Below are 18,799 nucleotides of genomic sequence, written 5' to 3'. Positions count from 1 at the left end.
AAAGTCTATACCCGCAACGCGGGCGGCACAATCAGGGAGGGGAATAGCGCAAGCAAAATCAACGGGTTGCGTGATTTTTGAGCAGCCTGCCCCAGTGGTCGGCCAGGCGCCCCGGCCGATGCCGTGCCAGACTCGAGGTCGCCTGAGTGCAAAAGCCGGTCGCCTGGGTGCGATTCTTCCACCTGGCCGGCTCATACCCTGAACGGCAGCCACCGCCGCGCGGGGCGTCATGACATAACAACGATAAACACCGTCTCGTGAGGGGAAAACGTCATGCAGCGATCGACCAAGGCGGCCGCCTGCGCCGCACTCCTGAGTATCAGCGCAGCCAGCTGGGCCACAGAACCTGCCCAGTGCCAGAACGTGCGCCTGGGCTCGGTGAACTGGACCGATGTCGTCGCCAGCAGCGCCGTCGCCGAAGCCCTGCTCGACAGCCTCGGCTACAAGGTCAAGCAGACCAGCGCTTCGCAGCAGATCATCCTCGCCGGCATGGCGGAAAAGCGCCTCGATGTGTTTCTTGGTTACTGGCAGCCGACCATGCAATCGGTGGCCAGGCCGTTCCTCGACAAACAGCAGATCGACGTGATCAGCCCCGCCACCCTCGCCGATGCGCAGTCCACCTATGCCGTGCCCGCCTACGCCTACGACGCGGGTCTGAAGACCTTCGCCGACATCGCCCGGTTTCGCGACAAACTGAAGAACCAGCTGTACCTGATCGAACCGGGCAGCGGCATGAACCGCATCACCGCGCAGATGATCGCCGACGACAAATTCGGCCTGAAGGGTTTCAAGGGCATCGAGTCCAGCGAGGCCGGCATGCTGACGGCGGTCAAGCGTGCCGTGCAGAAGAACGAGTGGGTAGTGTTCGCCGGCTGGAAGCCGCACCCGATGAACCTGCAGATCGACATGCGCTACCTCTCCGGCAGCGATGACGCCTTCGGCCCCGACGAAGGCTCGGCCACCGTCTCGATCATGACCGCCGCCGGTTACCAGCAACAATGCGGCAACGTCGCCAAGCTGCTGCACAACCTGCGCTTCACCAGCGAAGGCGTGAGCCAGGTCATGGAGCCGATCCTCGAACGCAAGGCGCCGCTCGATGCCGCTCGAGACTGGCTGAAGAAACACCCCGAGCAGGTCTCGGCCTGGCTCGAAGGGGTCACCACCTTCGACGGCAAGCCCGCCAATGCTGCATTGGTCGCGCAACAATAATGAAGCGCTACACTCTCTCGACCGGCATGCAGGCCTTCATCGAGCGGACCCGCGCCTTCGGCGTGTCTGATCCGGCACTGGCAGCCCAGCGCGCCGCCTATTCGCGCATGGCCGCAGCCTTCACCCCGCCCTGCCCGGAAGGCGTGCAGGTGCGCGATCTGAACATTCCGGGACTGGTGCCGCTGCGCGTGTTCCAACCGGCGCAAGCGGCACCGGCCAGCGGATGGCCAGCGCTGCTATTCATGCATGGCGGCGGCTGGATGCTCGGCGGGCTCGACTCACACGCGTTCTTCTGCGCCGAACTGACGGCGCGCCTGGGCGCGCTGGTGGTGGCAGTGAATTACCGACTCGCCCCGGAGCACCCCTTCCCCGCCGCCTTGCACGATAGCCTCGACGCCTGGCGCGCCCTGCGCGATGGCGCGCTGGGCATAGCGGCCGACCCCACGCGACTGCTGGCCATCGGCGACAGCGCCGGCGGCAACCTCGCCGCCGCCCTGTGCCTGGCCCTGCGCGAGGCCGGAGAGCCGCAGCCGCGCCTGCAGGCGCTGGTCTATCCCGCGCTGGGCGATGAAGACAGCGTGTCGCGGCGCGACTGTGCCGATGCGCCGCTGTTGTCCGTCGCCGACCTGCGCGCCTGCCTGGATACCTACCTGCCCTCCTCCACCCACAGTGCGCTGGCACTGCCGCTGCTCGCCCGCGACCTCACAGGGCTGGCGCCTGCCTTTATCGCCGTGGCCGAGTTCGACCCACTGCGCGATGACGGCCTGCGTTATGCACAGCGGCTGGGCGACGATGGCGTGGCGGTCGGCTACTTCCCCGGCCACGGGCTGGTTCATGGATGCCTGCGGGCCAGGGATCTGCCGGAGGTGGAGCAGCTGTACGAGGCACTGTTTGCGGCGCTCGGGAACAGCCTCGATTGATCGCCCCCCTGGCGGCATCGCCCAACCTGCAGGCGCGGGTTCGCCTGGCACCACGGGCGCAAACCTAATGAAAGTTTCATGTTTTGACTCCTGCTCTTTCTGCAAGAATCTTTAGTTACAACCTCTTACAAAGATTCGCTGAATAGCTGGAGCCTGTGATGAATCCCACCCGTCCTGCCAAAGCGCCGTCCAAAGCTGGAAGAGTCTTCCGGGTGACCTCCGGCAATTTTCTCGAACAATTCGACTTCTTCCTGTTTGGCTTCTACGCCACCCAGATCGCTGCCGCATTCTTCCCGGCCAGCAACGAATTCGCCTCATTGATGATGACCTTCGCCGTGTTCGGCGCAGGCTTCCTGATGCGCCCGCTCGGCGCAATCATCCTTGGTGCCTACATTGATGATGTCGGCAGGCGTAAAGGCCTTATCGTGACCCTGGCGATCATGGCGAGCGGCACCTTGCTGATCGTGTTCGTGCCCGGCTATGCCAGCATCGGCCTGTGGGCCCCAGCGCTGGTGCTGCTTGGCAGGCTGCTGCAAGGGTTCTCGGCCGGTGCCGAGCTGGGCGGCGTGTCGGTTTACCTGGCGGAGATGGCCACACCCGGGCGCAAAGGCTTTTTCGCCAGCTGGCAATCGGCAAGCCAGCAGGTGTCGATCATGGTCGCTGCGGCGCTGGGTTATGGCCTGAATCAGTGGCTGTCCCCTGAGGAGCTGTCCCAGTGGGGCTGGCGTGTTCCCTTTGCCGTGGGCTGCCTGATCGTGCCGTGCATCTTCCTGTTGCGCCGCAACCTGCAGGAGACCGAAGAGTTCGCCAAGCGCGAGCATCGCCCGACCATGAGCCAGGTGTTCAAGACGCTGTGCGCCAACGCCTCGGTGGTGATCCTGGGCATGCTGATGGTGGCCATGACCACCACCGCCTTCTACATGATCACCGTGTATGCGCCGACCTTCGGCAAGACCGTGCTGCAGCTCGACACCAGCGATGCACTGATGGTGACCTTGCTGGTCGCCGTGTCCAACTTCCTGTGGCTGCCGATTGGCGGCACCTTGAGCGATCGCCTGGGACGCAAGCCGCTGCTGGCGGCGATGTCTCTGCTGACCGTGCTCACGGCCTACCCTGCGCTGTCGTACCTGGCCCAGAGCCCCAGCTTCGCGCACATGCTCGAAGTGCTGCTGTGGTTCTCGTGCCTCTACGGTCTGTACAACGGCGCGCTGATCCCGGCCCTGACCGAAATCATGCCCACCGAAGTGCGCGTGGCCGGGTTCTCCCTGGCCTACAGCCTCGCCACCGCGGTGTTCGGCGGCTTCACCCCGGCGGTGTCCACCTGGCTGATCCACGACACTTCGGACAAGGCCGCCCCGGCCTACTGGCTGATGTTTGCAGCCCTGTGCGCGTTCACTGCCACGTTCGTGCTCTATCGCCGTCGGCCTGCACGCAGCACGGCTGTTGCCTGAGGTTGTGACGGATCTTTACAAAGACCTGTGCAAAGCGCTGGAAAGTAACTTCGCATAACTAAAAAGCGCGTCCGAGCTTCTCGGGCGCGCTTTCGATTCAGTCCTGGTTCATTCCTAACTCAGCATCATCCAGCAGTGCTTTGGCCATACCCGCCAGGTAATACCCTGCCCAGGCCAAGTCGGCGTCGCTCTCCATGACACCCAAAAATGTCAGTCGCCTGACGCTACCGAGCAATTCCGACGCATGCTCGCGAGCGTGCTTACAGGGAATGCCCTGCTCGACGCGAAAGAGTGGCCGCCCCGAACCATCCCCTGCACTGAATGCAGTGAGCCCCGGTGTCGTTGATGCCTGTACAACATCGCTCATCGACGCTCTCCTCCATTGACACCCTGTTGCCATACCGCAACCCTGGGAAGCACCGCCCAACCTGTAGGAGCGGGCTGGTCCCGCGATGGGGGCGCCACCTTCGGCAAAGATCCATAGCGATCTACTGGCATTCTGGTCAAAGCCATCCTGACCAGACCTCTGGCCGCGGCCAGCTCCTGACCCAAAACACAAGGCAATCGTCGGTCTGCAATGCTCAAGGCAGCACCCAGATCCTGAGCAACCTGTTTCAAAAGGAATTCGAGCGAACGGGCGGGATATTCGTATGAGGGTGGATCGGGGACTATCTTCAGCATGCTTACCTCAGTGTCATTGAGGCTGCCATCACCCGCTGTCAAACAGGAAGGTGGCAGCTGTACGCGGGTTGACAGACCGAGGACACTGAAACTCGGCGCACACAAAGGTGCCCCACGCACAGCCGCCATAGCGCTTGCACGTGTTTCAGTGATCGAAGCAGCCTGTCAAAGCCGGTCGTTGAATGGGCAACGACCCAGCGAGACTAGAGGCCGGTTTGGAGCACTGCAATGGCGGAATGGCGGTGGGAGTATGTTTGGGAAATAGACTACAGGGAATAAGGAAAAGCTGATTGGTAGGATTCGACGGGAGAGTGGCGGAGCCGTGTTGAGTACTCCGATCTACTGAATCCTAAAAAGCCTCCTGCCTGCCAACGGTCGAAATTCTGGCCAAGAAAAAGCCCCGCTGACTCTCATCAGCGGGGCTTTTCATGTATGGCGGAGAGATAGGGATTTGAACCCTAGGTACTGTTGCCAGTACAACGGATTTCGAATCCGTCCCGTTCGACCACTCCGGCATCTCTCCAGTGGCGCGCATCATACCAGCGTTTTCGTTTCTGGCAAACCTTTTTTGAAAAAAATTCGCGTGGTATCAGGCGCTTGCGTGAGCGTGCGGGTTACAGCGGCACGCCCAGGCGCTTGGCGACTTCTTCGTAGGCTTCGATGACATCGCCCAGACCCTGACGGAAGCGGTCCTTGTCCATCTTCTTGCGGGTTTCCTTGTCCCACAGGCGGCAGCCATCAGGGCTGAACTCGTCGCCCAGGACGATCTGGCCGTGGAACACGCCGAACTCCAGCTTGAAGTCGACCAGCAGCAGGCCGGCGTCATCGAACAGCTTGCTCAGCACTTCGTTGACCTTCAGCGACAGCTTCTTCATCTCGACCAGCTGCTCGGCGGTGCCCCAGCCGAACGCGACAACGTGGGATTCGTTGATGAAGGGGTCGCCCTTCTCGTCGTTCTTCAGGAACAGCTCGAAGGTCGACGGGGTCAGCTGGATGCCTTCCTCGACGCCCAGGCGCTTGACCAGGCTGCCGGCAGCGTAGTTACGCACCACGCACTCGACCGGGATCATGTCCAGCTTCTTGACCAGGCACTCGTTGTCGCCCAGCAGCTTGTCGAACTGGGTCGGCACGCCGGCTTCTTCGAGCTTCTGCATGATGAAGGCGTTGAACTTGTTGTTGACCATGCCCTTGCGGTCCAGCTGCTCGATGCGCTTGCCGTCGAACGCCGAGGTGTCGTTACGGAACAGCAGGATCAAGCGGTCGGCGTCGTCGGTCTTGTAAACCGATTTGGCCTTGCCGCGGTAGAGTTCGTCGCGTTTTTCCATGATGGGCTCCGCTTGCTTGAGTGGTTGGGCTAGGCGATTTCGCGCCAGTCGAGCCCGTGTTCCTGATTCGCCACCTGGAGCCAGTCCGGATCGCACCCCAGGGTGTCGACGAAGCACTGACGGGCCAGTTGTGGCAGGTTGTTCTTGCTGCTGAGGTGGGCCAGCACCAGGTGTTGCAGGTGCTTCCAGCCCAGCTCGGCCACCAGGTTGGCGGCCTGGTGGTTGTTCAGATGTCCTTGACTGCCACCAACCCGCTGCTTGAGAAAGTACGGGTAGTGCCCGCGTGCCAGCAGGTCACGGCAGTGATTGGCCTCGATCAGCAATGCGTCGAGGCCCTGGTAACGCTCCAGCAGGTACGTATCGTAGCTGCCCAGGTCGGTGAGCATGCCGAAACGCCGGCGCCCGTCGCTGATCACGTACTGCAGCGGTTCGAGCGCATCGTGCTCGACCCGCGCGGCGCTGACCTGCAGGCTGCCGATCTCCAGTACGTCGCCACAACCGAGAAAACCGGCGACCTCCACCGGCTTGCGCATGCCACGCAAGGTCCCTTGGCTGAGGTAGACCGGTACATTGTAGCGCCGCGCCAGCAACCCGACGCCATGCACGTGATCGGCATGTTCGTGGGTCACCAGCACGGCGCTCAGTTGTGCTGCCGATACCCCGAGCAGCGCAAGGCGCCGCTCGGTCTCGCGCAGGGAGAACCCGCAATCGACCAGGACGAAGGTATCGTCACTGGCGATCAGCGTGCCATTTCCCTGGCTGCCGCTTCCCAGTACCGCGAAGCGCACTTAGCCCAGACGGTCCTGGATCGCGCTCAGCACGCGGCGGGCCACATCGGCCGGGGCCACGGTGTTGATGTTCTTCTCGACGGTGACCTGTACGGTGTCGCCCACCTTGCTCAGGCGCACCTGGTAGCGCTCGGCACGCGCCTCACGCTCTTCCTTGCTCGGCGCACTGCCGAACAGGCGGCTGAAGAAGCCCGGCTCGTTCTGCTTGTCCTCGGGTTTCTCGGACAGGTTGATGTAGTACAGGCCCAGGCTGCGGTTGATGTCCTCGACGCGCCACTCGCCCTGCTCCAGGGCGCGGCCAACGCCGGACCAGGCGCGGTCCAGGTCGGATCCGAGGAACAGCACCGGGTTGCCGCTGCCGTCCTCGCTCAGGCTGACCTGGCTCGGGGCATCGAAGTCGCGGGCCGCCAGCAGCGACACCGAACCGCCCTTCTCGGCGCTGCGGTTCATGCTGGCCAGCAGTTCGTCGACCAGCAGCGCATCGACGCCGGTGTTGGTCGAGGTGCTCGGGAAACCAGGCTCGGCGGTGCTGCCGGCCGGACGCTCGACGCTGACCACGTACACCTCGGAGGTGTTGCGCTGCACGCCGGGCTCCATGCGCACACGTACGCGCACTTCGCTGTCCGGGCTGCTGGAGGTGCTGGCCAGGCGCTGGCCGAGCGAAGCGGACAGTTCGTCGAAACGCTGCCAGGTGGTGTTGAATTCACCGGTCTGCGGACGTTCTTCAGCAACGCGGAAGCCGTTGTCTTCGAAGTACTGGCGCGCCACCGGCCAGACTTCGGCCGGCGAACGCTGGGCCAGGACCCAACGGTTGGCGCCGCTGCGCTGCAGGGTGAAGTCGCTGACATCGGCACTGGCCGACAGCGGTTGCGGACGCGGAACCTCGAACTCGCCGGTGGCGTTGTCGTCGGCCACGTTGCGCGGGATCGGCAACAGCGGATCCATGCGCTTGACGTGGGTGGCGTCGGGCGGCAGTTGCATCGGTGCAGTCGGGTGAGCCTGCAGGTAATCGCTGCCGCGGTCGCGGAAATAGCCATCCTCGCCCCACAGCCAGCCGCACCCGCTGGTGCTGGAGATGATCAGGGCGAGCGCGGAAAGACCAGCCAGTCGCTTCATGCGGTGTACTTCCTCGATTAAACCAGTACGCCGGACTGGCGCAAGGCAGTACGGACTTTTTCGTGACAGCCTTCGCTCAGCCAGGTCAGCGGCAGGCGAATGCCCTTGTGCATCAGGCCCATTTCCACCAGCGCCCATTTCACCGGGATCGGGTTGGCTTCGCAGAACAGGTCCTTGTGCAGCGGCATGAGTTTGTCGTTGATCGCGCGGGCCTTCTCGGCATCGCCCGCAAGGGCGGCCTCGCACAGATCGGCCATTTCGCGCGGGGCGACGTTGGCGGTGACGGAGATATTGCCCTTGCCGCCCAGCAGGATCAGCTCGACTGCAGTCGGGTCGTCGCCGGACATGACGATGAAGTCGCTGTCGACGCCGTCGATGATGGCCTTGGCGCGGGCCAGGTCGCCGGTAGCTTCCTTGATGCCGATGATGTTCTTGACCTTCGACAGGCGGATCACGGTCTCGGCCTGCATGTCGCAGGAGGTGCGGCCGGGCACGTTGTAGAGGATCTGCGGAATGTCGACGGCTTCGGCGATGTGCTTGAAGTGCTGGTACAGGCCTTCTTGCGTCGGCTTGTTGTAGTACGGCACCACCAGCAGGCAGGCGTCGGCGCCGGCACTCTTGGCGTTCTGCGTCAGGTGCACGGCTTCGGCGGTGGAGTTGGCGCCGGTGCCGGCGATCACCGGGATGCGGCGGGAGCTGCGCTTGACGCGCTCGACCACGTGCTTGATGACCAGGATGTGTTCTTCGACGTCGAGGGTGGCGGATTCACCGGTGGTGCCGACGGCGACGATCGCGTGGGTGCCTTTTTCCAGGTGGAAGTCGACCAGTTTATCGAGGCTGTCCCAATCCAGACGCCCTTGTGCATCCATGGGTGTGACCAATGCCACCATACTGCCCGCGATCATGAAACTGCTCCTGCCGGAAAAAGAGAGCGGTAATGGTACTGGCGCCATCGACCTTGCACAAGCGAAGCTGGCGGGCGGAGCATTCCCCTCGGCGCCGCTTTTCGCTACCCTTGATTCTTTGATCGGCGCAGTGCGGCCCGCCGGGCCGTCGACAGTGTTCCAGGCCAGTGTCCCGTCGCCCCCATCGGTGGCGCGAATGCTGGCCCCAGGAAGGCTTGCCCCGTCCTTCGCCGACCGCTCATCGCTTTAGGAATGCTGCATGTCCACCGCCCCCCGCGAACAATTCCTCGTCATCAGTGCCCTGGGCCCCAATCCCATGGAGCTTGCCAACGTCCTCAGCCGCGCGGCGTTCGAAAACCGCTGCGCGGTTGTCAGCTCGCGCCTGTCGCGCCACGGCGAAACCAGCGCCCTGGTGCTGCAGGTAGGCGGCAGCTGGGATGCCCTGGCGCGCCTTGAAACCACCCTTCCCGGCCTTGGCAAGAAGCACGGCCTGACCCTCGACGTGGTGCGCAGCGCCGAGCAGGAAGTACGCCCGCAGGCCCTGCCCTACGTGGCCTACGTCAGCGCCGCCTATCGCCCTGACATCATCAGCGAGCTGTGCCAGTTCTTCATCGACCACCGGGTCGAGCTCGACGGCATGACCTGCGACACCTACCTCGCCCCGCAGACCGGCAGCAGCATGCTCAACGCCCAGTTCACCGTGATCCTGCCAGCCGGCACGCAGATCAGCTGGCTGCGCGACCAGTTCCTGGACTTCGCCGACGCCCTGAACCTGGACGCGCTGATCGAACCGTGGCGCCCACAGAACCCTGTCTAAGGAGCCATCATGGCCGTAGCCCTCGATAAACCCGTCGCCGACTTCCAGGCCCAGGCCACCGGCGGCCAGACCATCAGCCTGTCCGAACTCAAGGGCCAGCAGGTGGTGCTGTACTTCTACCCCAAGGACAGCACCCCGGGCTGCACCACCCAGGGCCAGGGTTTCCGTGACCAGCACGAAGCGTTCAAGGCCGCCAACACCGTGGTGCTGGGCGTTTCGCGCGACGGCATCAAGTCGCACGAGAACTTCAAGGCCAAGCAGGGCTTCACCTTCGAGCTGATCAGCGACAAGGACGAGGCGCTGTGCCAGCTGTTCGACGTGATCAAGCTGAAGAAGCTGTACGGCAAGGAATACATGGGCGTCGACCGCAGCACCTTCCTGATCGACAAGGACGGTGTGCTGCGCCAGGAATGGCGCGGAGTGAAGGTGCCCGGGCATGTGGATGCGGTGCTGGCGGCAGCGCAGGCCTTGAACAAGGCTTGATATCGCCTTGAATCTTTTCGCGGGTGAACCCGCTCCCACAAGGGCTATGCGCCGCCTGCAGGAGCGGGTTCACCCGCGAAACGAACACCGCACCCCTAAAGCAATGGCGCTACCGTCGGCTCCTGCCGCGGCCAGGCATCGAGCACCGCCTTGAACAGCGTCGCCAGCGGAATGGCGAAGAAGATCCCCCAGAACCCCCACAGCCCGCCGAACAGCAGCACCGCGCAGATGATCGCCACCGGGTGCAGGCTCACCGCCTCCGAGAACAGCAGCGGCACCAGCACGTTGCCATCGAGCGCCTGGATGATCGCGTACACCGCCATCAGGTAGATGAACTGGTCGCCCCAGCCCCACTGGAACAAGGCGATCAGGGTCACCGGCACGGTCACCACCACCGCCCCCACATAGGGCACCACCACCGACAACCCCACCAGCAACGCCAGCAAGGCCGCGTAGTTGAGCCCCAGGGTGATGAAGGCGATGTAGGTGGCGATACCGCAGATCAGGATCTCGATACCCTTGCCGCGAATGTAGTTGGCGATCTGCCGGTTCATCTCGTCGCCCACGCGCGTCAGCAGGGTGCGCTCACGCGGCAGGTAGCCGCTGACCCAACGGGCAATCAGTTCGCGGTCCTTGAGGAAGAAGAACACCAGGATCGGCACCAGCACCAGGTAGATCATGGCGCTGACCAGCAACGGCAGGCTGGAGAGCGAGAACGTCAGCGCCCATTGGCCGAACTTGCCGATCTCGCCACGTACCGACTCGATCGCCCGCAGCACCTGTTCGTCCGACACCAGGTGCGGATAGCGCTCGGGCAGCAGCAGCAACAGCGACTGCCATTTGCCGAGCATGCCCGGCAGCTCGTTGAACAGGGTGATCAACTGGTGCCACAGCAACGGCACCAGCACCAGCAGGAACACCGCCAGCGCCCCCATGAACAGGGCGAACACCAGCCACACCGCCATCCGCGTCGGCACCTTGAAGCGCTCCAGGGCATTGACCAGCCCCTGCATGAGGAACGCCAGGACCATGCCCGCCAGCACCGGCGCGAGCATGCCGCCGAGGGTGAGCACCACGGTGAAGGCCAGGAACAGCAGGACCGCCAGCACCACCGCTTCCTCATCGGAGAAGTAGCGCTGCATCCAGTCGCGAAGCACTTTGAACATTGACGATCCTTGGGGAAGAAGACTCAGGCCTTGCGCAGCCAGTAGGTGTAGGTGCCGGCCTCGGCCGTTTCATGAAGCAGCGTATGACCGGAGAGCCTGGCGAAAGTGCGGAAGTCGCGCTGGGAGCCGGCGTCGGTCGCCACCACCTTCAGAACCGCACCGCTGCCCAGGCGGTTCAGTTCCATCTTTGCCTTGAGCAACGGCAACGGGCAGTTCAGCCCGCAGGCGTCGAGTTCGGCGTCGCAGGTCAGGGTGTCGATCATCACGGGGTCTCCATGGCGGGGCAACAGGTTGTTGCGGACAAGTCTCGTAGGATACCGCCACTGGTCTGCAAGGTGCGAGCGGGCTACAGTAAGGGTTTTGATCGACGCGAGCTTCGTGCATGAATCTACTGCGCCCTACCCTGCTGACGCTGGCCTGCCTGATGGCCCTTCCTGGCCATGCCGACGACCTGCCGTCGCTGGGTGATGCCAGCTCTGCGATCGTCTCGCCGAAACAGGAGCACGACCTGGGCCGCGCCTGGCTGAGCCTGCTGCGTGGTCAGGTCAACCAGCTCAACGACCCGCAGCTCAAGGACTACGTCGAGACCAGCGTGTACCGCCTGGCCGAAACCAGCCAGCTGCAGGACCGGCGCCTGGAATTCATCCTGATCGACAGCCGCGAGCTCAACGCCTTCGCCGCGCCCGGCGGCATCGTCGGGGTCAACGGCGGTCTGTTCCTCAATGCCCAGACCGAAGGCGAGTACGCCTCGGTGCTGGCCCACGAACTGGCGCACTTGTCGCAGCGCCACTTCGCCCGCGGCGTCGAGGCCCAGCAACGCATGCAGTTGCCGATGATGGCTGCGCTGCTGGCCGGTATCGTACTGGCCGCCGGTGGCGGTGGCGATGCCGGGATCGGCGTGATCGCCGGTACCCAGGCCGCCGCCCTGCAGGAACAACGGCGCTTTTCGCGGCAGAACGAGCAGGAAGCCGACCGCATCGGCATCCTCAATCTCGAGAAGGCCGGCTACGACCCGCGCAACATGCCGAGCATGTTCGAGCGCCTGGCCCGCCAGTATCGCTATGACGCCAAGCCGCCGGAATTCCTGCTGACCCACCCGGTCACCGAGTCGCGTATCGCCGACACCCGCAACCGCGCCGAACAGGCGCCCAAGGGGGGCGTCGAGGACAGCCAGCGCTACCAGCTGATCCGCGCCCGCGTCGCCCTCACCTACGAAGGCACGCCGGGCCTGGCCGCCAAGCGCTTCCGTGCCCAGCTCGACGAAAACCCCAATCTCGACGCTGCCCGCTATGGGCTGGCCCTGGCACAGATCAAGGGTGGCCAGCTGAACGAAGCCCGGGAAAACCTCAAGCCGCTGCTGGCCAAGGCGCCCAACGACATCACCTACAACCTGGCGCAGATCGACCTGGACATCACCAACAACCGCCTGGCCGATGCCCAGCAGCGGGTCACCCGCATGCAGGGGCTGTATCCGGGCAACTATCCGCTCAAGCAGGTGAGCGCCGACCTGCTGGTCAAGCAGAACAAGCCGGCCGAGGCGGAGAAGGTGCTGGACGACCTGGTGAAAAACCGACCGGACGATCCGGATGTCTGGTACGACGTGGCCGAGGTGCGTGGGTTGTCGGGCAACACCATTGGCCTGCACCGGGCGCGAGCGGAGTATTTCACCCTGGTGGGCGATTTCGACCAGGCGATCCAGCAGCTGGACTACGCCAAGCGCCGGGCGGGAAGCAACTTCCCGCTGGCTTCGCAGATCGACCAGCGCCAGCGGGAGATCATGGAGCAGCAGCGCATGGTCAAGGACATGATGCGCTGATAGGGATAGGGACAGGGGCCGCTGCGCGGCCTGGCCTCAGGCGTTACCGGAGAGTTTCATCCGCGCCGCCTGAGTGAAGTCCAGCATGCGGTTCAGCGGCTTGATCGCCCGTGGAATCAGCGCCGGCTCGACGAAGATTTCATTGCTGCCGGTACGCAGGCAATCCAATGTGCGCTCCAGGGTGTTCATCGCCATCCACGGACAGTGCGCGCAACTGCGACAGGCTGCGCCGTTGCCGGCGGTCGGTGCTTCGACGAACACCTTGTCCGGGCACAGCTGCTGCATCTTGTAGAAGATGCCGCGGTCGGTGGCGACGATGAAAGTCTTGTTCGGCAGGGTCTGCGCAGCCTTGATCAACTGGCTGGTGGAACCCACCGCATCGGCCAACTCGATCACCGACTCAGGCGATTCCGGGTGCACCAGGATTGCCGCGTCCGGGTACAGCGCCTTCATGTCGGCCAGCTGGCGCGACTTGAATTCCTCGTGAACGATGCAGGCACCGTCCCACAGCAGCATGTCGGCACCGGTATTCTTCTGGATGTAGCGCCCCAGGTGCTGGTCCGGGCCCCAGATGATGGTTTCGCCGTTGTCCATCAGGCTCTCGACGATTTCCAGCGCGCAGCTGGAGGTCACCACCCAGTCGGCACGCGCCTTTACCGCTGCCGAGGTGTTGGCGTAGACCACCACGGTGCGCTCGGGATGCTGGTCGCAGAACGCCGAGAACTCCTCCACCGGGCAACCCAGGTCAAGCGAGCAGGTGGCTTCCAGGGTCGGCATGAGGATGCGCTTTTGCGGGGTGAGGATCTTTGCCGTCTCGCCCATGAAGCGCACACCGGCCACCACCACGGTCTCGGCCGGGTGGTTCTTGCCGAAACGGGCCATCTCCAGGGAGTCGGACACGCACCCGCCGGTTTCCTCGGCCAGGGCCTGGATCACCGGATCGCAATAGAAGTGGGCGACCAGAACGGCGTTCTGGGCCTTGAGCTCGGCAGCGATGGCCGCACGGTAGTCGGCCTCCTGCGCGGGCGTCAGGGTATGGGGCTGCTTGGCGTCAAGGTGGGCTTGAACCAGGAGACGTTCGGAAATCTGGGTCATGATCGCTGGACCTGCGTGCGCGTCAGTCGAGTGTACCACCCGGCCCTGGCAGATCGGCTAACGGTGCCGGATGGCCGGCAGTGGCGGGCCATCGCGACCCCTCTGCGGGCGCGGATTATTATCGGACGGCGAAGGCTACAGGCAATCGGGGCAATGCAAAAGTCTTTTTGCCTGGGACAAGGCATTCGCGGCTAAACCCGCCTGCAGGGGTATACCACCACTGCAGGAACGGGTTCAGCCGCGCAGCGCTCACTGCAATCGTCAGCCCTGTGGCGACAGGGCCGCCAGGCGCATGCTCATGATCACGGCAAACTCCTCGACCGTCATCTTCTTGCCGTTGAAGTCGACCATGCCATCAGCGTAGTGCAGGGTCGACACCACGTCGTTGCCTTCGACAGTGGCCAGGCCGCTCTGCAGCGCCATCATGCCGACCATCTCACCGGCCTGGCCCGACTGCAGGGCGATGGCCTGGGCATCGGTCTGGCCGTCGAGCAACGCCTGCAGCGTGGCAAGGTCGCCGATCATCGCCTTGGACAGCGACAGCTTGCCCTGCAGGCGGGTCACCATTTGCTTGGCGAGCTGGTCCGGCGGCAGGTCGAAGGACGTCGGATTGGCGAAGTCCATCGACAGGTTGAAGTGGCTCTGGCCATTCGCCGTCTTGAACGACAGCTCTTCCAGTGCCAGTTGCGGCTTGTCGGCCAGCAGTTTCTGCAGGTCGCCCTGGACCTTGGCGGTCTCCTCCGGGCTCATGTTCAGCGACGGCACCGCCTCGCCACGGGCGGCGGCCTCCTGCAGCTCGGGCATCTTGCTCTGGTACCACTCCATCAGCGCCTGGGTAGCCGGCATGTTCACCGACTTCATGCTCAGCACCACCTGGCCGCTGCCCACCGGACGACCGGCGTAGGTGATGTCGGACACCTTGTACTCCAGGCGACCGCCCAGTTTGTCCTGGCCTTCGGCGCTGTACAGGTTGTTCTGCTCCAGGCCCTTGAGCACCAGCACTTCCTGCTTCGGCCCGAGGGTGGCCTGCAGGTTGGCCAGCAGCAGGTTCAGATGGCCGACGTAGATCATCTCGTGACCGGTGCTGGCCAGCTCGCCGCCGATCTTGAAGCCATTGAACTGCAGCTTGAGCGGCGGGTGATCGTCACCGACCAGGGTCATGTCCAGGCGCTCGGCATTGCCGTGGATCTCCACCGCCTTGCCCTCGCGGTCGCCCTTGAGCAGCAACTGCATACCGCCGAAGTCCAGGACATTGCCGTCACCTTCGTCGAACTTGACCGGCAGCAACTGGATATCGCTCTCGACCCCGCCGCCGTAGCCCAGGCTGACCTGGCCGAGCACCGGCGACTTGTCGCCTGCTGCGGCGAACCACGAGGCGGTGGCGTCATCCTTCTGCAGTTGGCTGTTGCTGACCGCCATCACCGGCAGCAGCTTGAGGCTCTTGACCCGCGACCAGGGGAAGGGACCGTGCTCGATGTGGTCGCTCACCCCCACCTCGAAGTTCACCGGAGCGCCCTCGCCGATGCGCAGGTCGCTGGCCTTGAGGCGGTACTGGGCATCGCTGGTGAACAGGTGTTGGTCCAGCGAAACCAGTTCGATGGTCATGCTGCCGCCACTGCCGACCAGCGCCTTCTGCAGTTCCGCGTTGCCACGGGCGATGGACTGCTCCAGCTCCGCCGGCAACTGTTTGCCGGTGTACCAGGCGCCGGCAGTGGTGACGACGGCGATGGCGACGGCCAGGCCGGAAAGGATGCCTACTGATTTCTTCATGAATTGAACCGATTGCTGTCCATAGGGCTGGTGGTGGCGCGGGACACGCGCCCGGGGAGCCAAGGGTAGCACTGTCGATTGCACGCTGCGGTATCCGTCCGGGAGATTTTCTCGCCTCTGCGAAATGTCCTACACCGCCGGGCCGCTGCACCTGTCGTAAAATTTTACGGACACTAAAATCTGTCTTAACCGCAGCACACACAAAATCAGTCCGTAAAACCCTGAAAAAGGCCGATAAAGACTCAAATAAGACATCACCCTGTCATGTTTAACTTGACACCCAGCCGTGCAATCGTCTTTTATTTTCTCCACCTTGCACCGCGTCCACATCACAACAAAAGACCGCGCCGCCATCATGCCTGTCCGCCCCTGCCCCCAGGCGCCGCCTTCCCGGCCGTGCCCGTACTGACCCCGCGCCCGCGCGCGAACCTTCGCTCCGCTATAAAAGGTGAACAACATGGAGCTCATCCGCTCGACCTTGCCGTGCCCGTCGCCCACCTTGCCCTGCCCCGTCCCGCATCAGGAGTGCCAGCATGCAGCCTGAGCACCCTGCCAGCCCCCACGAGCAGTTCCGCAAATCCCTGCGCCTGTGGCAGGTGGTGATCATCGGCCTGGCGTACATCGCGCCGATGACGGTATTCGACACCTTCGGCATCGTCTCCGGCATCACCGCAGGGCACGTGCCCAGCGCCTATATCCTCGCCCTGCTGGGCATCCTGTTCACCGCCGTGAGCTACGGCACCCTGGTGCGACGCTTCCCGGAATCGGGCTCGGCCTACACCTACACACAACGCGCGATCAACCCGCACGTGGGCTTTCTGGTGGGCTGGTCGTCGCTGCTCGACTACCTGCTGCTGCCGATGGTCAACGCCCTGCTGGCCAAGCTGTACCTGTCGGCGATGTTTCCAGAGGTGCCGGCCTGGGTCTGGGTGCTGGCGTTCGTCACCCTGATCAGCCTGATCAACATGCGCAGCATCAACCTGGTGGCCAACTTCAATACCCTGTTCGTGGCCGTGCAGATCGTCATCATGGCGGTGTTCGTCTACCTCTGCGTACGCGGACTGCACCAGGGTGAGGGGCTGGGTACGGCCTGGACGCTGATGCCGTTCGCCGACGACCAGACCCGCCTCAGCGCACTGGTGGCCGGTGCGACCATCCTGTGCTTCTCGTTCCTGGGCTTCGATGCCGTCACCTGCCTGTCGGAAGAAACCCGTGACCCGGCGCGGACCATCCCGCGCGCGATCTTCCTGATCGCGCTGATCGGCGGCGTCGTGTTCATCGTCATGTCGTTCTTCATCCAGGCCTATTTCCCGACCATGGACCGTTTCCAGGATCATGAAGCGGCACTGCCGGAAATCGCCCTGTACGTCGGCGGCAAGCTGTTCCAGTCGGTGTTCATCGCCTGCACCGTGATCAACACCATCGCCTCGGGCCTGGCGTCCCAGGCCAGCGTGTCGCGGCTGCTGTTCGTGATGGGCCGCGACCAGGTGATCCCGGCGCGCTTCTTCGCCCGCCTGCATCCGCGCTTCCGTACCCCGGTGCTGAACATCGTGGTGGTGGGCGTCATCGCCATGTCGGCGATCTTCTTCGACCTGGTCACCGCCACCTCGGTGATCAACTTCGGCGCGCTGATGGCGTTCAGCTTCGTCAACCTGTCGGTCATCAACCATTGCTATGTTCGCGAGCGGCGCAACCGCGGCCTGACGAACAACCTCAAGTACCTGGTGTTGCCGACGATAGGCTTTAGCATCATCGCCGTGCTGTGGATCGACCTGGACGAGCACTCGCTGTTGTTCGGCGGGGCCTGGGCCCTGTGCGGCGTGCTGTACCTGGCGTGGCTGACCAAGGCGTTCCGCGTGGCGCCGCCCAGCTACGTGGCCGAATGAACCACCCAGCCGACAACGCCCGCGCCTGAACGCGGGCGTTGTCCTGATCGAGAAGGAAACGCTCCATGTCGCTGCGCCGTCTTTCCATCCAGTGGAAGATCACCCTGCTGGCCGGCCTGTGCCTGCTGGCGGTCGTCGCCTTGCTGGTCGCCACCTCGCTGACCCAGGCCCGGCGCAGCGCCGGGCAAGTGTTCAGCGCCAACACCGAACTGCTCGACCAGAGCGCGCGCCTGCGCCTGCAGGCCCACGCCGAGACGCAGGCGCTGCGCATCCAGCGGTACTTCATGGATGCCTATCAGTATGGCAACGGTTTCGCCCGCCTGGTGCAAGCGCTCAGGCTGCGCGGCGGCGACAGCCTGCGCGGCGATCTGGTTCGGGAAGCTGGCGCTGCGCTGGCGGACAACCCCGACCTGATCGGCCTGTACCTGGTGTTCCAGCCCGATGCCCTGGAGCATCAGGACGGGCGCTTCACCGGCCAGGCCGAACTGGGCAGCAACGAGCGCGGACGCTTCTCGCTGTACTGGTCGCGCAACGGCTCGAGCGAGGTGGCTTCCGAGGCCATGCCCGAATCGATGCTTGCCGACACCAGCATCGGCGCCAACGGTTCGGCCTACAACCGCTGGCTGACCTGCCCGCTGGAAACCGCCAGGGCCTGCGTGCTCGACCCGTACTTCGACGAGGTCAACGGCCGCCAGGTGCTGATGACCAGCATCGCCCTGCCGCTGCTGGAAAACGACAAGGTGATCGGTGTGGTCGGCCTGGACATCGGCCTGGACAACCTGCAGCAGTTGAGCCTGGCCGGACGCCAGGAGCTGTTCGACGGCCAGGGCCAGGTCAGCATCGTCAGCCCCGTCGGCCTGCTTGCCGGCCATAGCCAGGATGCCGGCCAGCTGAGCAAGACCCTGCAGCAGGCGCTGGGCGAGCAGGTGCGCGAGCTGGTGGCACCGATGCGCGCCGGCCAGGCCGTGCAACGCCAGGAAGGCGGGATGTTGCGCGTCTCCCATCCGTTCGCGCCCATCCCCGGCGCGGCGCCCTGGCAGGTGCTGCTCGAGGTGCCCGAAGCGGTGCTGCGCGCCCCGGCGGTGGCGGTCAACCAGCGCCTGGACGAACGCAACCAGCAAGCCAACCTCAGCAGCCTGTTGATCGGCCTGGCGGCGGCCGTGTTCGGCCTGCTGCTGGTGTGGCTGACCGCTCGCGGCGTAACCCGGCCGATCCTCGCGGTGGCCGAGCGCCTGCGCGATATCGCCAGTGGTGAAGGCGACCTCACCCGCCGCCTGGACTACGCCCGCGACGACGAGCTGGGGCAACTGACCGGCTGGTTCAACCGCTTCCTCGACAAGCTCCAGCCGGTGATCGCCCAGGTCAAGGCCT

General features: G+C 64.2%; 16 protein-coding genes, 1 tRNA gene and 1 pseudogene. 8 read left to right on the top strand and 10 right to left on the bottom strand.

Annotated elements, in window-relative coordinates:
- Positions 1-273 precede the first annotated feature (273 nt).
- From choX to tcuC, 3 genes are all read left to right on the top strand, one after another.
- Complete coding sequence (choX, locus tag AC1TXO_RS07055; protein ID WP_486405642.1) at positions 274-1,209, top strand: choline ABC transporter substrate-binding protein; 936 nt, start codon at positions 274-276, stop codon at positions 1,207-1,209.
- Positions 1,206-2,129, top strand: a complete 924-nt coding sequence (locus tag AC1TXO_RS07050; protein WP_486406810.1) for an alpha/beta hydrolase — start codon at positions 1,206-1,208, stop codon at positions 2,127-2,129. Before choX ends, AC1TXO_RS07050 begins: the two co-directional genes overlap by 4 nt.
- Positions 2,130-2,287: 158 nt before the next feature.
- Positions 2,288-3,580, top strand: coding sequence for a tricarballylate/proton symporter TcuC (tcuC, locus tag AC1TXO_RS07045; protein WP_486405641.1), 1,293 nt, complete (start codon positions 2,288-2,290; stop codon positions 3,578-3,580).
- Between the two features lie 97 nt (positions 3,581-3,677).
- Here tcuC and AC1TXO_RS07040 read toward each other — a convergent pair whose 3' ends face one another.
- The 6 genes from AC1TXO_RS07040 to dapA form a co-directional block, all read right to left on the bottom strand.
- Positions 3,678-3,947, bottom strand: coding sequence for a DUF3077 domain-containing protein (locus tag AC1TXO_RS07040; RefSeq protein ID WP_486405640.1), 270 nt, complete (start codon positions 3,945-3,947; stop codon positions 3,678-3,680).
- 747 nt (positions 3,948-4,694) lie between these two features.
- Positions 4,695-4,784, bottom strand: a tRNA-Ser gene (locus AC1TXO_RS07035).
- Between the two features lie 91 nt (positions 4,785-4,875).
- Positions 4,876-5,586 carry a phosphoribosylaminoimidazolesuccinocarboxamide synthase gene (gene purC, locus AC1TXO_RS07030; RefSeq protein WP_063545856.1) on the bottom strand — a complete coding sequence of 237 codons (711 nt, stop codon included), beginning with the start codon at positions 5,584-5,586 and terminating at the stop codon, positions 4,876-4,878.
- A gap of 29 nt (positions 5,587-5,615) precedes the next feature.
- Positions 5,616-6,374, bottom strand: a complete 759-nt coding sequence (locus AC1TXO_RS07025) for an MBL fold metallo-hydrolase (RefSeq protein ID WP_486405639.1) — start codon at positions 6,372-6,374, stop codon at positions 5,616-5,618.
- Complete coding sequence (gene bamC, locus AC1TXO_RS07020; protein WP_486405638.1) at positions 6,375-7,490, bottom strand: NlpB/DapX family lipoprotein; 1,116 nt, start codon at positions 7,488-7,490, stop codon at positions 6,375-6,377.
- 17 nt (positions 7,491-7,507) lie between these two features.
- Positions 7,508-8,395, bottom strand: coding sequence for a 4-hydroxy-tetrahydrodipicolinate synthase (gene dapA / locus AC1TXO_RS07015; RefSeq protein WP_486405637.1), 888 nt, complete (start codon positions 8,393-8,395; stop codon positions 7,508-7,510).
- 259 nt (positions 8,396-8,654) lie between these two features.
- Between dapA and AC1TXO_RS07010 the strand changes: the two genes are divergently transcribed.
- Positions 8,655-9,212: a glycine cleavage system transcriptional repressor gene (locus AC1TXO_RS07010; RefSeq protein WP_486405636.1), complete on the top strand. Its 558-nt coding sequence runs from the start codon at positions 8,655-8,657 to the stop codon at positions 9,210-9,212.
- A 9-nt stretch (positions 9,213-9,221) separates the two neighbouring features.
- Positions 9,222-9,695 (top strand): peroxiredoxin, encoded by a 474-nt coding sequence (locus tag AC1TXO_RS07005; protein ID WP_486405635.1) that lies wholly within the window; start codon positions 9,222-9,224, stop codon positions 9,693-9,695.
- A gap of 95 nt (positions 9,696-9,790) precedes the next feature.
- On the opposite strand, the gene AC1TXO_RS07000 is transcribed toward AC1TXO_RS07005, so the two are convergent.
- Both AC1TXO_RS07000 and AC1TXO_RS06995 read right to left on the bottom strand, forming a co-directional pair.
- Positions 9,791-10,861 carry an AI-2E family transporter gene (locus AC1TXO_RS07000; protein ID WP_486405634.1) on the bottom strand — a complete coding sequence of 357 codons (1,071 nt, stop codon included), beginning with the start codon at positions 10,859-10,861 and terminating at the stop codon, positions 9,791-9,793.
- A 23-nt stretch (positions 10,862-10,884) separates the two neighbouring features.
- On the bottom strand, positions 10,885-11,124 hold the full coding sequence (locus tag AC1TXO_RS06995) for a sulfurtransferase TusA family protein (RefSeq protein WP_486405633.1): 240 nt from the start codon (positions 11,122-11,124) through the stop codon (positions 10,885-10,887).
- Positions 11,125-11,243: 119 nt separating this feature from the next.
- On the opposite strand from AC1TXO_RS06995, the gene AC1TXO_RS06990 reads away from it, so the two are divergent.
- Positions 11,244-12,677, top strand: a complete 1,434-nt coding sequence (locus tag AC1TXO_RS06990) for a M48 family metalloprotease (protein ID WP_486405632.1) — start codon at positions 11,244-11,246, stop codon at positions 12,675-12,677.
- 36 nt (positions 12,678-12,713) lie between these two features.
- On the opposite strand, the gene nadA is transcribed toward AC1TXO_RS06990, so the two are convergent.
- Together nadA and AC1TXO_RS06980 are read right to left on the bottom strand one after the other, a co-directional pair.
- Positions 12,714-13,772: a quinolinate synthase NadA gene (gene nadA / locus AC1TXO_RS06985; protein WP_486405631.1), complete on the bottom strand. Its 1,059-nt coding sequence runs from the start codon at positions 13,770-13,772 to the stop codon at positions 12,714-12,716.
- Positions 13,773-14,033: 261 nt separating this feature from the next.
- Positions 14,034-15,542 (bottom strand): YdgA family protein, encoded by a 1,509-nt coding sequence (locus AC1TXO_RS06980; RefSeq protein WP_486405630.1) that lies wholly within the window; start codon positions 15,540-15,542, stop codon positions 14,034-14,036.
- Between the two features lie 533 nt (positions 15,543-16,075).
- On the opposite strand from AC1TXO_RS06980, the gene AC1TXO_RS06975 reads away from it, so the two are divergent.
- Positions 16,076-17,428 carry an APC family permease gene (locus AC1TXO_RS06975; protein WP_486405629.1) on the top strand — a complete coding sequence of 451 codons (1,353 nt, stop codon included), beginning with the start codon at positions 16,076-16,078 and terminating at the stop codon, positions 17,426-17,428.
- 65 nt (positions 17,429-17,493) lie between these two features.
- Positions 17,494-18,714: pseudogene (locus tag AC1TXO_RS06970) on the top strand (methyl-accepting chemotaxis protein); the annotation flags it as partial.
- Positions 18,715-18,799: the final 85 nt, after the last annotated feature.

Source organism: Pseudomonas sp. FA117, assembly GCF_057370475.1.
Note: the sequence above shows the minus strand (reverse complement) of the source record. Positions and strands in the feature narration are given on the sequence as shown.